Source organism: Pseudomonas sp. Pdm06 (assembly GCF_014851795.1).
Classification (GTDB): domain Bacteria; phylum Pseudomonadota; class Gammaproteobacteria; order Pseudomonadales; family Pseudomonadaceae; genus Aquipseudomonas; species Aquipseudomonas fluorescens_AA.
In genome coordinates this window covers 254178-269022 of record NZ_JACVAH010000006.1, presented here as the reverse complement: position 1 = coordinate 269022, position 14845 = coordinate 254178, and the positions used below count along the sequence as shown (strand labels likewise).

The window sequence follows — 14845 nt, the reverse complement described above, 5'->3', positions numbered from 1 at the left end:
TTCAGGCAATCTCCGGCTGGCGAAGGCGGGTTTCGATCCGTTGCACGGCCAGGCTCGGCTGGCGTTGCAGGCCAGCGTTCCAGTTCAGCCGTGGCGCTGCCTGGCGACCCAGTTGCAGCGGGCCTGCACCGCGGACCAGCAGCACCAGGGTGCAGTCCAGGTCGGGGCCGAAATACAGGGCGTAAAGGCTGGCGAGCAGCGGATGGGTTTCGCCGGTGGGCAGCAATCCGCTGGCCTGGGCCGTGCTCAGCGGGCCGAGGGTCAGGCGCACGCCGGCATGTTCGTCCCAGACCCGGGTGCCGGCCACCGCGCTGCGGCCCAGGCGCAGGTTGCGCCCGCCCGGTTGCAGGCGGCTGCGACTGGCCGGCGGGATTTCACGCCAGCCGCCTTCGTAGGCACTCAGTTCCACGGGCAAGCCGAACTGCTCGCGAACAATCGCCGCGAACCCGTCCAGGGAGCGCCGGCCATCGGCGTACAGCGCGGTGCAGGCCAGGACCGCCGAGTCGGGGGCGGCCTGGCGCTCTTGCAAGGCCTTGGGCAGCAGGCCGGTCAGCGCTCGCAGCTGTGCGTGTACGGCGGACGCGCCTGGGGCGGTGAAACCGAGGGCGATGCGATGTTTGCGCATCACCTTGTAAAGCAGGCTGAGCAGGCGATGCTGGAACAGGTCGAGGAATTCCGCCGGGGCGTGATCCTTCGCCCGCGCTCGCTGTTGCAGCCATTCCTGGTAGGCGTAGGGCAGCGGGCCGTCCGGGCCTCCGAGGCCGAAGATCGGTGTGGTCAAGGTGGGCGGCAAGCCGGGTTCGTGGTCCAGGCTCTCGACTTCACTGGCGGCGAACAGCGGCGTCAAGGGCCCGCGCAGGCGCAAGGCTTCGGCGTGCGGCGCGGTGCCGCTGCCCAGGGGCTCGGCCTGGGGGTGTTCGCGTTCGAGTAATAACAGCGCCTGGAGCCATTCGAAGCGTTGCGGATCGCGTCGCAGTCGCTCGCTCAGGTTCAGAGCACCAGGGGTTTGCCGGCTTGGGGTTGCCATGTCTTCACCTCCTTGTCGGACTGGACCAGCACCGTGCGTACGAAGCGGTTGGCGGTGGCGTAAAGGGAAAAGAACTGCGCCAGCACGCCGGAGAAGAGCACGGCGCTGCTGCCGACAAAGTGTTGCGGATCCAGGTGCAGGCGCACCTCCAGGCCGTTGCGCCAGCCGCGCCAGGCGTCTTCGCCGACATGGGCGATGACGCGCTCGCAGCCCAGTCCGGCGACCCCTTCGATCTGACGGTGGGCGCTGGCCTCGTCCCGCAGGTTGTGCAATTCGAGAATCTCACGCAGTGCGTCCAATGCCTGGGGGCCTTCGACCAGTGAGAGATGGTTGAGGGTCAATTGCGACACCAGCCGCCAGCGCGATTCACCGTCCAGGCGCGGCAGGCTTTGCGGGCTGGGTGGGTTGCGCAGGCGCGCCCAGGCCACCGGTCCCGGGCGCTCGAAACCCAGCGGCGTACCGGCCGGCAGGCTCTGGGCCAGGTGGCGATTGGTGCACAGCAGTTCGGCGGTGAGGCTGTAGTCGCGGGTGTCGGCCAGCGGGTCGAACCGGGTGTCCACCAGGCTGATCATCAAGTCGGTGCCCAGCCGGTTCGGGCTCATGCCGCTGACCCGGCGCGCATGCCAATAGCAGGTTTGGTCGCTGCCATGCTGGCTGCCGTAGTAGGCCGGCACTTTGCGCACGCCCTGTCCGGAGATGGCGCGCATGCCCCGGATGCTGTGGATCTCGACGCTGTTTTCCCGATGACTGTCGGCCACCAATCGGTACTCGCTGCGGGTGCCATCCGGGCGCAGCGGCTCGGACGTGCGGGGGAACAGGTTGATCACCGGCGTGCAACCGAGGGCGATGTCGCTGGCCTGGAGCGGCAGGCGACTGCTGGGCGCCCGGTCGAACACGATGTACAGGTACAAGGCCTGGCTGTCGCTAGTGGCGCCGGCCAGGGGCAGGTCGAAGAAACCGAATTTATCCGGGAAGGCAAAGTACTCGGCCAGCAGGCGCATGCCAGGGTGCACGCCGTCCTCGTCCGGCAACAAGACCTGGTCGCTGGCGAAACCGACGATCTGCGGCAAGCCGGCCAACGGCTCGGGCACGCTGCCCGGCGCGCCGGCCAGGACCTTGATGGCGTGAGCACCCAGCAAATCGTACAGCCCGGCGTTGATCATCGGTGACGCCGCCAGGTGCACCCGCAGCGAGTCGATCCCCAGCGTTGACCACTGGCTTTCCCCCAGGCATCGCAATTCCAGGCGCAAGGCCGAGCGGGCCTGGACCACCCCGGTCAGCGCCTGGGCTTCATCGCTGCCCAACAGCAACGCTTCGCTGACGTGGACTGGCCACAGATGCACGGCGGCCGTGGTGCGAAAATGAATGCTCTGGCCTGTGTCGGTGGTGACGAACAGCGGTGTGTCGCGGGGCAGCGGGTAGCCCTCGTTCAAGTTGCCTTTGCTCGGGTCGGGCTCGAACTGCACGATGGCGCACGATGGCAAGGGCCGCATGGCCAACGGGTAAAGTTGTTCGAGCAGGGCATCGCTGAATTCGGCGTAGTCGTCGTCCAGCCGCCGTTGCAAGCGCGCGGCCAGCAGCGCGAACCCTTCCAGCAGGCGCTCGACGTGGGGGTCGGGGCATTCGCCGGGGGACAGCTCCAGGCGCCGGGCGACCTTGGGATAACGCTCGGCGAACAGGCTCCCGGCGTGACGCAACCAGGTCAGCTCCCGTTGGTAATAGTCCAGCAGTTGCGGGTCAATCGAGTCGCTCATGGCGTACCTCCAGGCCGTCGCCGGCGGGCTCGATGACAAAGGCCACGGGCCATGCATGCAGGTCGCCGCGCAGCTCGCCCGACAGCCGTATGCACAGTTGTTGCGGATGGCCCGGCACTGGGCAGACCTGGACCTCGCCCAGACGCAGGCGAGGTTCGAAGTGGGTGATGGCCTGGCGGATTTCCCGGGTCAGTTGGCGCCGGTCATCGCTGCGCTGCTGTTGCAGCGCGGTCCAGTCGGCGATGCCGTAGTCGAGGATGCTCGGGGGTTCGGTCAGCGCCCGTGGACCGCGTCGGGTATTGAACAGGCGCGACAGTTCGGCATGCACCGAGTCTTGCAACGCCTGTCGGTCGAACGCCCGCCCGGTGTCGTCCGCCGGGCTGGCCAGGCGTTCGAACAGGGGTGGGCGCAGCCCGAAGCCAGCCATGGGCGCGGCTGCCTTACTTGGTCATTTTGTTGGCGGCCAGGTCCCAGGTCGTGCCCGCCGTGCCTTCCTTGGTACCGTCGTCTTTCTGTGCGGTGAGCTCCCATTTGATCTTGGTGAAGTTCAGCGACAGGGTTTCCACCGGTTTGCCGCCGGTGCCGCCACTGACACTGACGTTGGATAGCACGACGTTGGTCAGGGTGTAGATGATGAAGGGCATGAGTTTGCCGCTGCCCTCGGCGGCGTTGCGGCCGATGGTGATGACCGCTTGCGGGATTGGCTTGCCGGCGCAGCAATACTCATTGAGGGTGGGGGTGGAGCTGTCGACGAACTTGGTCAGGGTGAATTCGCCGATGTGGGGCCGGCCGGAGGTGCGCTCCGAGTTGCTGACGTCGTTGGTGACCTGCATTGCCACGTTATGGCTGTAGGACATGACCTCGATCTTGTCCGTGAACCCCTCCAGCAGGCTGTCGCCCTTGATGTCGCCGCCGAGGTCGAGAATGATTGCATCCATTGTGTGGAACTCCTGAAGTCGAGTGGGGTGTTACCCGATATCGATCCGTTAAAGACGAACGCTGAACCTGTGGCGAGGGAGCTTGCTCCCGCTGGGCTGCGCAGCAGTCCTAAAAAACAGGGCCGCTTCGCGCCCCAGCGGGAGCAAGCTCCCTCGCCACATAGCCACATAGCCACATAGCCACATAGCCACATAGCCACATAGCCACATAGCCACATAGCGGTCAGGCAGCTACCGGCGGCGGCAGGGTCGCCACCAGGCGGATCGACGCGGTCAACTCCTCCAGTTGGAAGTGCGGTCGCAGGAACACCGTGGCCTTGTAGGCGCCGGGCTTGCCGGCCACCTCCGTCACATCCACCCGGGCTTCGCGCAATGGGTACTGCGCCTTGATCTCTTGTGGCGCGTTGTCATTGATCAGCACGTAGTCGGCAATCCAGTTGTTGAGGTAGGTCTGCACGTTGTCGCGGGTCATGAAACTGCCGACCTTGTCGCGCATGATCACCTTCAGGTAATGGGCAAAACGCGAAGCCGCGAGTACATACGGCAACATCGCCGAGATCCGCGCGTTGGCATTGGCCTCGTTGGTGTTGTAGACCTTGGCCTTGTTGGTGGTCTGTCCGCCGAAGAACACTGCCACGTCGCTGTTTTTCTTGTGGCACAGGGAGATGAAGCCCAGGTCGTTGAGTTCTTTTTCACGGCGGTCGGTGATTGCCACTTCGGTCGGGCATTTGAGCGACAGGTCCCCGGAGCTGGTGCGGAAGGTATGGGCCGGCAGGCCTTCGACCGCGCCACCGCCTTCGGCCCCGCGAATCGCCGCGCACCAGCCATATTTGGCGAAGGCTTCGGTGATGCGTTGCGCCAGCGTCCAGGCGGCATTGCCCCACAGGTACTTGCTGTGGTCGGTGCCATTGACGTCTTCGACGTAGTTGATGCCTTCCACCGGCAGCGTGTCCGGGCCGTAGGGCAGGCGCAGCAGGAAGTGCGGCAACACCAGGGACACGTAGCGCGAGTCTTCGCTTTCCCGGAAGGCGCGCCATTTGATCAGTTCCTGGCTCTCGAAAATCTTCGACAGGTCCCGGGGGATCGCCAGTTCGGTGAAGCTGGTCATGTCGAACAACCGCGGGCTGGCGGCGGCAATGAACGGGGCGTGCGCGGCGGCGGCGACGTTCGAGAGTTTTTCCAGCAGGCCGATGTCCTGGGGATGCCGGCCAAAGGTGTAGTCACCCACCAGCAGGCTGAACGGATGCCCGCCAAAGGTCCCGTATTCTTCCTCGTAGATTTTCTTGAACAGCGCGCTCTGGTCGAATTCGACGGCTTTTTCCAGGTCGTTCTGCAGTTCTTTCTGAGTGACGTTGAGCAGGCGCAATTTCAGCCGGGTGCTGGTTTCGGTGTTTTGCACCAGCAAGTGCAGGCCGCGCCAGGAGGCTTCGAGTTTCTGCAGGTCGGGGTGGTGCAGCACTTCGTTGAGCTGGGCGCTGATCAACTCGTCGATCTGGCTGATGCGGTCGTTGATCATCGCCACTGTGTCCTTGTCGATGGCCATGCCTTCGTCGAGGACCTGGGTGGCGAATTCGGCCAGCATGTCGCGGGCGTAGTCTTGCTGGCTGTCGTCGTGGGCCATGCGGCCTTCGGCGATGATCTTGTCCAGCAGGGACAGGGTCTGGGTCGTGCTCTCGCTGGTTTGAGCGCTGGATGAAGCAGGCATGGCGTTATCTCCCTTGAATGATGCGCGCGATCAGGCCTGTGGTTCGGCCGGGGCAGGGTCATCGTTGGCGGCGACGCTCGGCAGCTCCTGCGTCGCGTCCTGGGGCCTGGCCGACTTGATCTCCTGCAGGCCCTCGGTGTTGGCGATCACGTCACGCAGCAATTTGTCCAGGTCATCGTTGCCGTCGAGCTTGGTCAACAGATCCCGCAGGCGTTGGCGCGCCTCGAACAACCGACGCAACGGCGTGACCTGCTCCACGACCTTGACCGGGTCGAAGTCGTCGATGTGCCGGAAGTTGAGTTCGATGTTGAGCTTGCTGTCGTCGCCGCTGAGGGTGTTGTTCACCTGCAGCGTGGCACGGGGGGAGATGGAGGCGAGCACCTCGTTGAAATTGTCCCGGTCGATTTCCGTGAAGCGCCGCTCATTGAGCTTGGGCAGCGGGTCCAACGGCTTGCCCGAGAGGTCGGCCAGAATGCCGACCACCAGTGGCAATTCTTTTTTCTCGATGGCGTTGCCGATTTCCACGTCATAGGTGATCTGGACGCGGGGAGGACGGACTCTGTCGAGCTTGTGCTGGGTACTTTCTGCCATGGCGGCCGACTCCGATGCATGTGTGGGAGCAATGCATCGGGAGTCCCGCTCATCGCATTCCCTTGCTGATCCGCAGGTTGCAAATGGGCGGCAGAAAACCTGTCATTCCCTTGACGAACCTGGTCCATTCAACCGCGTGGGTCGAACTACCCAAGACGCTAGAACAGGTCTATAAAAAAGCAAGCAAAAACAATTTTTGACCGCTGAGAAAAGGAAGATTCATTTTGCGTGGGTTTTTTTATGGATTTTTTTTGAGCCTGGCACTCACCGGTTGCTCGTTCTTTGCACCCAGTGTCGACCTGGACAGCCTGACCCTGGACGTCGCGCCCCGGGCCAATGACGACACGCCGATCGCGGTGGATTTCATCGCGGTGAACGACCCGGACCTGCTCAAGCAGCTGTCGGGCATCACCGCCAGCCAATGGTTCGCCGAGCGCGAACAGTTCCAGCGCGACTATCGTCAACTCATGTCGGTATGGGGGCTGGAGCTGGTCCCGGGGCAATTCATCGACCGCCAACCCTTCCCATTGGAGGGCCGGCGCGCCGCTGGACTTTTGGTCTTCGCCAGCTATAACACTCCCGGAGCCCACCGGCTTCGGCTGGACGATCAGCGCAAGGCCTGGCTGAAGTTCGACAGTCGCGAGATGACCCTCGTCAACGATGGCCAGCGTGATGACCATCAGCCTTGAGTAAACCGCGGGCCGCCATGGGCGGCGACATTGGGATGTCGAAGGGAGTCGTATGAGTCTGTTACCTGACGCGGTGTGCTGGCATGAGGGCATGCAATTGCTGCCCCAGCATTTTCAATTGCAGGGGCTGCGTGCCGAGGCCTTGGCTGCGCATTTCGCCGGGGCCTGCAACCCTTGGTTCTGGGGCGTCAGCCAGTTGGAGGTCGACCCGTCGGCCCTCAGCGCCGGCCAGGTACGGCTGCTGCAATTGCAAGGGACCTTGCCGGACGGCTTGCCGGTCAACCTGCAGGCTGGCGTCGGGCCGACGCTGGAGCTGGACATCACCGAGGCCATCGACAAGACCGCCGACGCCACCGTGACCGTGTACCTGGCCGTCAGCCCACTGTGGCGTGCCGGGCAACTGTTGCCACTAAAGGGCCGTTTGCAATCGGTGGTCGGCGAGGCGTTGCCGGACCTCACCAGCGGTGAGTTTCCCGAATCGATCACTGTCTGGCGACCTAACCCGAGGTTGTGCACGCAACTGAGCAAGGCCGATTCGATCTGCCTGCCGTTGCTGCGCATCCGCAAGGAGGGCGGTGGCTTCTGGCGCGTACCCTACACGCCACCAACGCCGGTCCTGTTGCCGGAATCGGTCCTCGGCCGGCGGGTCGCCGGGGTGTGTGCCCGGGCCCGGGAAAAATGCATGTTCCTCGCCGGTCGCTTGCGTCAGGCCCAGGCGGCCGGCAACCAGGACGATGCCATGGAGATTCGCCGGCAATTGACCGCCTTGTGGGCGCGCTTGCCGGAAGTCGAAGGGGCGCTGAACACCCGGGTGGCGACGCCCCAGGCACTCTACGGTTTGCTGCTGGGGCTGGCCGGGAGCTGGTCGGCCCTCGATCCGCTGGCGGGCGTCCCGGCCTTCGCACCGTTGGATTTTCTCGAGTTGCAGCATGGCTACGAGCCGTTGCTGGATTGGCTGGAAACCACCCTGGAGCTGGTCCGTGCCGGCTATCGCAGCCTGGCCTTCGAGCGCAACGAGCAGGTCTTCTCCATCCAGTTGCCGGACGACCAGCCGGATCAACGCCTGGTGATCGGCCTGCGCATGCCCAACGGTGCCAGCGAGCAGGCCGCGGCCGACTGGTTGCGCGGGGCGATCATCGCGTCGGCGCGGCACGTTCCGCTGCTGAGCCGGCAGCGCATGAGTGGTTTGCCCCACCAGGCCATGAGCCGTAACGAACAGGTGGCCTACAGCGTCGGCGACGACACCCGTTTGTTCGTGGTGGCCGCCAGTGGGCAATGGTTCGACGGGCAATTGCCGCTGCACATCGTGGCGCCGGCATCGGCCCAGGCCAGCAGCCCGTGGCAGGTGGTGTTGTTCGTGGCGCAAGCCAGTGAAAGTGCCTGATCGCAAAAGGGGAGTCGTATGCCTGACGGAAGTGGCGGGGCGGTTCGGAGTCTGCATGAGGCGCCGCTGAGCAGCGCTTTTCGCCAGGCCTGGCTGAAGTGGTCCCAGGAGTGGCAGGACTTGCCCAAGGACAGCGACCCCGCGGTTTTGGTCAACCGGGTGGTGGAGTTTTCCGGGCGCAGTGCCCAACGCCTGTGGCGGGTGGCCTTCGCCACCGTCGGCGATGCGGCCACCGAGCAGGTCAAGGCGCTGGTCTATGCCTTCGTCGCGCTGGTGGACGAAACCCTGTTGTTCAGCCCTTGGCCCGGCCAACTGGCCTGGCAGCAGCACCCCCTCGAATCACGCATGTATGCCAGTCGCCAGGCCGGCGAGCGCTTGCCGGCGGCGATCAAGAAATTGCTGGACGAGCAGATGCCCGGTACCCGGGACCTGGCGAACGTCTACCTGCAGTGCCTGATCCTGGGGTTCCAGGGGCGATTGCGGGGCGAGCCTGGCCAGGTCCAGCAGGCCAAGTGGCGCGCGGCGCTGTTCACCTTCGCCTGGCAACACGACCCCGATTACGTCGATGTCAGCCAGCGCCTGGCGTTGGCTGCGGCCGCGCCGCCAGTGCGCATGCCGGTGCAGCAGTCGTTGCCGGACGGCTTGCGCCTGGGGCTGGCGATCCTGGCGATGGTGTTGTTGCTGACCGGCTTGGGACAGGTGTTCTGGCGTGACATCCGTTTGGAACTCGAGCCGGTGTTGCAACTGAACGAGTCGGCGGTGGTTCAGGAGCAGGATTCATGAGCACCCTGAGCATCGTTGCCCTGGTGTTGATCGCCATCGTCGTGGTGCTGTTGATCGCGGCCCTGATCTGGTGGCTGCGGACCCAGGGCGGGGCGGCGATCCGCAGTTTCTATGGGGCGGTGCGCCACATGGAACAGGAGCAGGGCACCCGGGATCGCTATCAGATGCCCTGGCTGATGATGCTCGGCAATGAAACCGACGGTGCCCGACTGTGTGCCCAGTGGCGCTTGCAACCGACCGACAAGGCGGCCTGGTTCGGGCGCTGGTTTTCCGATGTCGAAGGCGCGGTGCTGGTGGTGCCCCAGGCGTTGTTCCTGCCCGACGAAGGCATGAACCGGCAACGGGGCAACTGGTGGCGCCTGCTCGGGCTGATGTTGCGCTTGCGCAGCAAACGGCCATTGGATGCGGTGATCTGGACCGTGCCGTTCAGCACCCTTGATGACATCGAGCACACCACCGAGCTGAGCCTCAAGGTCCGGCGCTGCTTCATCGACCTTTTGCAACGCTTCGGCCTCAGCCTGCCGGTGTATGTGGTGATGACCGGGATGGAAGAGCTGCCCGGGTTCCAGGAACTGGTCAGCGCGCTGCCTGCCGAGGCGCGGGAGTCGATGCTGGGCTGGTCGTCGCCGTATTTGCCGGATGCGGCGTGGCAGTCGCAGTGGAGTGATCAGGCCCTGGACCAGGTCAACGCCGCGCTGTCGCAGTCGATCATCGAGATCGGTGCGCTGTCGGGACAATTGGGCACCGATCTCTATGGCTTGCCGGAGCGTTTCGAAGGCTTGCGGCGGGCCTTGCAGATCCTGCTGGAGCCGGTGTTCCAGGGCAACGCCCAAGGCGAAGCGCCGCGTTTTCGCGGGGTGTATTTCACCGCCAGCCAGGCGCCGGCCGTCAGCGGCGACGGGTTGACCGCCGCCGACAGCGCCCAGCGGCAAACTGTGTTCGCCCGGCAATTGTGGTCGCGGCGGCTGGTGGCCGAGCGTGGCCTGGCCCAGCCAGTGCCACGGCTGTTGCGCTTGCGCCAGCGTGGGCATCGGTTGGCCGCGGCGGTGGCGTTGGTGGTGGGCCTGGTCTGGCTGGGGGGCATGGTCTGGGTCTGGCACGATTCGGTGGAGCAAGCCGAGGGGCTGTCGCGGTTGATCCTCAGCGCCCATAAGAACCACCTCGTAGTCGACCCCGACGAACCCCAACTGGAGCCGACCCGGCACAATGTGCAGAACTACTGGAACGTGTTGGAAAAAGCCCCGAGCTGGCGCTTCGTCTCGGTGGTCTTTCCCACCTCGTGGTTCTCTTCCGTGGACACGCAACTGGAGAATGGGTTGCGCCTGACCGCCCGGCATCATTGGATCTTGCCGTTGCGGGATCTGTTGAACGCAGACCTGGAACAACTCAAGTCCATCCGCAACACCGAGCGGCGGGGCAATCTCGAGAGTGAAGACCCCGCGCAATGGCAGAGCTACGTGAAGGCCAAGGCACTGGTGGACCTGGCGGTACGCCTGGAACAGCACAACAAGATGTTCAGCCAGGTGGTGAACGATCCCAAGGCGCCGCTGGACGAACTGGTGCAACTGAGCAATACCGCGTTGTCCCTGGGACTCAACACCGGCACCTTGAGCCGCGCACATTTCTACAACCGGGTGCTGTTCGATGCCCAGAACAGCGATTTGAAAGGGTTGGACCTGAACGCCGCGCGCCCGGTGATCTCCGATAACTTCACCGGCCTGATGCAGCGCTGGCTGGACCATTACTTCCTGGCGGACAACTTCGTGCGCCAGGCCGGTTACCTCAAGCTGCACCTGCAACGGCTGGAGGCCGGCAGTGGCAATTCCTTGAGCGAGCTCGAAGACCTGATGGCGCTGATCGACGATTTGCAGACGCTGGTCAGCCTGACCAATTCGGCCTGGGGCCGAGGCAAGGGCCAGGACCTGGTACCCGGCTACAGCCAGATGCTGGACAAGGTCAGTCACAGCGCTTTGCTGGGGCCGGATATCGAGCAGGACCTGGAGAGCCAGGCGGCGAAGTTGCAGCAGAGTTTTCGTGACCAGTGGATCGTCCAGACCGGCTCCCGGGACAACCTGCTGGTGCAACAGGGCAGCGGCCTGCTGGTCTTGCAGGATCATGTCACCGCGCTGGATGGTGCGGTGCAGGCACTGTTCAAGCGCGATTTCGTGGCGTTGGCCATGCAGAAGGATCCGTCGGACAGCAACCCCGATGCGATGGGCCAGGGCGATGGCAGTGATGATTTCAGCGTTGCCCTGAACTACTTCGCCAGTTACAAGAGCTATGCCAGCGAAGAACTGCCGCGCATTCCGCCGGATTACCGTGACGCGCTGATGCAGGCCGCCGAAGGCGCTGCCGCACGGGCCATGTGGTTGAGCCTGGATGAAAGCGACGCGTCGTTGCCCGGCATGGGGTTCAATGTGCAAACGACCCAGGCCGTGGCGCTGCAGAAAGCCTTCATGGATGTGCACCGCGGCGACCTGGCGATCCGTTTCCAGCGCTTGCTCAATCGCCGGGCATTGGCGCAGATCAAGAGTGGCCTGGACGAAATCGATGCCCAGCCGCTGTTCAGCCAGCGGGCGGATGTCCAGCGCTGGGACGGTTCGAAGAACTTCGGCTTGCAGCTGTACGGTGCCAGCGATCCACAAGACTTGAAGCTGAGCCTGAGTCAGCAATTCGGCGTGATGCTGCAGGTCGCCGAACAGCGAATGCCCGCCCTGGAATGGCTGATCGTCCAGCAGGACAACCTGTCGGCCCTGGAGCACGACCAGGTGGCGCGCTTCATGGCCCTCAACGATGAATTGCTCAAGTACAAGAACCAGAACCCGGCCAGCTCGGCGGCCCAATTGGAGCAATTGGTGAGCCGGGACTTCATCGCCATGGACACCACGTCCTGTGCGCAGATCTTGCAGACCTCCAGCCTGCCCAGCGGGCGCGGTGACCTGGCCCAGCGCACGGTCGCGTTGCAGCAGGGCGCCCTGCAACGGTGCCTGTACCTGCAACAGAACCAGGCGGCGAGCGCCTGGAATGACTTGGCCAATTATTTCAATCAATACCTGGCCGGGCGTTTTCCGTTCGCCCAGGATGTGCGCGCCAGCGATGCCGACCCGGCGCGGGTCCAGCACCTGCTGGAGCTGATCGACACGCGCCTGCCCCTGGCCCAGGCCGGGCTGGTGTTGAGCCAGACGCCGGACCGCCTGGCGGCCGAGGATTTTCTCAACCGTTTGAAACAGGCCGGCACCTGGCTCGGGCCGCTGTTCGTGCGCGACAAGAGTGGCATTCTGGGGGTGGAGATGGACGTGCGCTGGCGGACCGATCGTGATGAAGAGCGCGGCGCTGACCAGGTGATCGCCTGGAGCCTGGACGCCGGCAACCAACAGATCAGCTACCCCGGCGGCGGCCAGCAGAACCTGCGGTGGATGGTCGGCCAGCCCGTGCGCCTGACCTTGCGCTGGGCCCGCAACGGCTACCAGCGTCCGGCCAACGATCCATTGCAACCGAACCTGGTGGTGCGCGACCTGGAGGCTGGCTGGGAGTACCAGGGGCCGTGGTCATTGCTGCGCCTGATGCGCGCGCTGGGGTCGGCCCAGCGCCAGCCGAATGTCGACTACACCGATTTTCCCCTGGCCCTGCAACTGCCGGTCACTGCCCAGACCCAGGCCCGCACGGCGGAACAGACACTGATGTTCGTGCGCCTGTCGTTGATGAGCCAGGGTTCCAAGCTGCCGTTGTCGATCCCGCCGCTGCCGACGCGGGCACCCCGTTCACCTTTCATGGCGACCTCATCGAGCCCCGCCATTGCCACTCGTGAGGAGGGCCTGTGAGCGTGCCGATATCGCCTTTGCCCGAGCTGGTCACTCAGTTGCTCGAGCCGATCAGCGTCGAGTCGCCCTGTGGCCTCGACCTGCGCTACGAGCCGGAATACGACCAACTGCGCGAATTGCGCCGGGAGGACGACACCAGCTTGCCCACCGGTGTGTGGCAGTCTTCGATCAAGCGCGCCCTGTGGCCGGACCTGGAACGGCTCGCGACCACGCTGCTGCTGGAGCGTAGCAAGGACTTGATGATCAGTGCCTGGCTGGGGGAGGCCTGGTTGCATCGGGCCGGTCTGGAGGGGTTGCCGGGCAGCCTGGCGCTGGTGGCGGGGTTGTGTGAACGCTATCCGGAGCAGTTGCATCCCCAGGCCGATGAAGGCGACCAGTCGTGGCGAGTGATCCCCTTGGAGTGGCTGGCCCGGCGCTACAGCGAAGTGTTGCTGACGCGGGTGCCATTGCTCGATGGCCGGGACCCGGCGTTTGCCAGTTTCTGCCTGGACGACTGGCAGCGCTTGCAACGTCAGCAGGTGTTGGTCAACGACAGCAAGAACGCCAAGGCGTCGGCGGAAGCGGCGCGCAACGAGCAAAAGAAACTCACCGAACTGATTCGCAGCACCCCCTTGTCATTCTGGTTGCATCGCCAGGGCAGCCTGATGCTGAGCCTGCAGCACCTGCAACGGCTCGAAGCCTGGAGCGACGCTTACCTGGGCAACCTGGCCCCGGGCTACAAATCCCTGCAAGACATGATTCAGGCGTTGCTGACACTGGTAGAGGAGTTCATCGCGATGCACCCACAACAACCCACCGTCGTGCCGGTGCAAACGTCCCCGGCGCCGCCGTCGACGCCTCAGCCACAGGCGGCCGCCGCCCAGGTCTTCCAGGAACCGGCCAATCGTGAGGAGGCCTACCGACAGCTACTGGTGATCGCCGGTTACCTGGCCCGTACCGAGCCCCACAGCCCGGTGCCCTATCTGATCCGGCGCGGCGTGGAGTGGGGCAACAAGCCGTTGAGCGAGCTACTGGGTGAACTGATCAGTGCCGATGCCGAATCCCGGCGGTTATGGACCTTGCTGGGCGTGCTTTAACGCTGCGCGTCGGGTAGCGGCACCGGCGTCAACACCGGTTTGCCGGCAAAGAACGCGTTCAGGTTCTGGCCCACCAACTCCACCGTGCCACGCGTCGCTTCCGGCGACAGGCCGGCCACATGGGGCGTCAGTACGACGTTGGGCAGGTTTTTCAGCGCGTCCGGCACTTCGGGTTCGTGATCGAACACGTCCAGGGCCGCGCCGGCGATCCGCCGCTGTTCCAAGGCGCTGATCAGGTCGGCGGTGGCGACCACACTGGCGCGGGCGATGTTCACCAGGAAGCCATGGGGGCCCAGGGCGTCGAGGGCCTGTTTGTTGATCAACTGCCGGGTATCCAGGCCGCCGGGTGTGGCGACGATCAGGAAGTCCGAGACCCGGGCCAGTTCCGTGGGCGTGGCGCAGAAGGTGTAGGGCACGTCGTTGCGCACCCGGCGATTGTGGTAGCTGACGCTCATGTCGAAGCCGAGGGCAGCGCGCTTGGCAATGGCCATGCCCACCGCGCCCAGGCCCAGCACGCCCAAGCGCTTGCCGGCCAGGGAAGGGCGCATGACCTTGGCCCACTCGCCACGGCGCACACTCGCATCGGCCCGGGGGATGTCGCGCACCAGCGCCAGCAGCAGTGCCATGGCATGGTCGGCCACCGACGACGCGTTGACCCCGGCGCCGTTGGTTACCACGATGCCCCGCTGGCGCGCGGCCTGCAGGTCCACCTGCTCGTAACCGGCACCGATCACGCAGATGATTTGCAGATTGGGCAGGGCGCCGATTTCTTCCGCCGTCAAACCCAGGGGGCCGCGGGTCAGTACCGCACTGAAGCGTTCACCGTGTTCGAAAATCGCTGTCTTGCGTTCGGCCGGCGTGGGCGCCAATTCCAGGTGGTAACCCTGCCGTTCGAGAATCGGCAGGTATTCATTGACGGTTTCAACCAGTACCAGAACGGTTGCGGTCATGCTGGGCTCCTGTGGGCGCTGGATCGATTGTGGCTATTCAACCTGATTGTAGGAGCCGGGGGCAGGGGGGCTTGGCTTTTTATGTGCATTTCGTGTTCAGGGTTGAGATAAATCCTACCGCATAAGC

At 64.6% G+C, this 14845-nt stretch carries 12 protein-coding genes; 5 read left to right on the top strand and 7 right to left on the bottom strand.

Annotation, left to right across the window (positions count from 1 at the left end):
- Position 1: 1 nt before the first annotated feature.
- The 6 genes from tssG to tssB all read right to left on the bottom strand — a co-directional run bounded on the left by tssG (position 2) and on the right by tssB (position 6015).
- A complete protein-coding gene (tssG, locus tag IB266_RS12955; protein ID WP_192261435.1) occupies positions 2-1027 on the bottom strand; it encodes a type VI secretion system baseplate subunit TssG in 1026 nt (341 codons plus the stop codon).
- Positions 991-2781 carry a type VI secretion system baseplate subunit TssF gene (tssF, locus tag IB266_RS12950; protein WP_192261434.1) on the bottom strand — a complete coding sequence of 597 codons (1791 nt, stop codon included), beginning with the start codon at positions 2779-2781 and terminating at the stop codon, positions 991-993. The genes tssG and tssF overlap by 37 nt, the downstream gene beginning before the upstream one ends.
- Positions 2765-3208: a type VI secretion system baseplate subunit TssE gene (tssE, locus tag IB266_RS12945; protein WP_092165319.1), complete on the bottom strand. Its 444-nt coding sequence runs from the start codon at positions 3206-3208 to the stop codon at positions 2765-2767. Before tssE ends, tssF begins: the two co-directional genes overlap by 17 nt.
- A gap of 13 nt (positions 3209-3221) precedes the next feature.
- Positions 3222-3719, bottom strand: coding sequence for an Hcp family type VI secretion system effector (locus IB266_RS12940; RefSeq protein ID WP_046063980.1), 498 nt, complete (start codon positions 3717-3719; stop codon positions 3222-3224).
- A gap of 223 nt (positions 3720-3942) precedes the next feature.
- Positions 3943-5424 carry a type VI secretion system contractile sheath large subunit gene (gene tssC / locus IB266_RS12935; protein ID WP_060741946.1) on the bottom strand — a complete coding sequence of 494 codons (1482 nt, stop codon included), beginning with the start codon at positions 5422-5424 and terminating at the stop codon, positions 3943-3945.
- A 30-nt stretch (positions 5425-5454) separates the two neighbouring features.
- Positions 5455-6015 carry a type VI secretion system contractile sheath small subunit gene (gene tssB / locus IB266_RS12930; protein WP_192261433.1) on the bottom strand — a complete coding sequence of 187 codons (561 nt, stop codon included), beginning with the start codon at positions 6013-6015 and terminating at the stop codon, positions 5455-5457.
- A 224-nt stretch (positions 6016-6239) separates the two neighbouring features.
- On the opposite strand from tssB, the gene IB266_RS12925 reads away from it, so the two are divergent.
- The 5 genes from IB266_RS12925 to tssA are packed head-to-tail and all read left to right on the top strand — an operon-like array spanning position 6240 to position 13768.
- A complete protein-coding gene (locus IB266_RS12925; protein WP_192261432.1) occupies positions 6240-6704 on the top strand; it encodes a type VI secretion protein in 465 nt (154 codons plus the stop codon).
- Positions 6705-6756: 52 nt separating this feature from the next.
- Positions 6757-8088 (top strand): type VI secretion system baseplate subunit TssK, encoded by a 1332-nt coding sequence (gene tssK, locus IB266_RS12920; RefSeq protein WP_192261431.1) that lies wholly within the window; start codon positions 6757-6759, stop codon positions 8086-8088.
- Between the two features lie 18 nt (positions 8089-8106).
- Positions 8107-8871 carry a DotU family type IV/VI secretion system protein gene (locus IB266_RS12915; protein WP_192261430.1) on the top strand — a complete coding sequence of 255 codons (765 nt, stop codon included), beginning with the start codon at positions 8107-8109 and terminating at the stop codon, positions 8869-8871.
- A complete protein-coding gene (locus IB266_RS12910; protein ID WP_192261429.1) occupies positions 8868-12692 on the top strand; it encodes a type VI secretion system protein in 3825 nt (1274 codons plus the stop codon). Before IB266_RS12915 ends, IB266_RS12910 begins: the two co-directional genes overlap by 4 nt.
- Positions 12689-13768, top strand: a complete 1080-nt coding sequence (tssA, locus tag IB266_RS12905) for a type VI secretion system protein TssA (RefSeq protein WP_192261428.1) — start codon at positions 12689-12691, stop codon at positions 13766-13768. Before IB266_RS12910 ends, tssA begins: the two co-directional genes overlap by 4 nt.
- Here the strand turns inward: tssA and IB266_RS12900 are convergent.
- Positions 13765-14718, bottom strand: coding sequence for a 2-hydroxyacid dehydrogenase (locus tag IB266_RS12900; RefSeq protein ID WP_192261427.1), 954 nt, complete (start codon positions 14716-14718; stop codon positions 13765-13767). The genes tssA and IB266_RS12900 overlap by 4 nt on opposite strands.
- Positions 14719-14845: the final 127 nt, after the last annotated feature.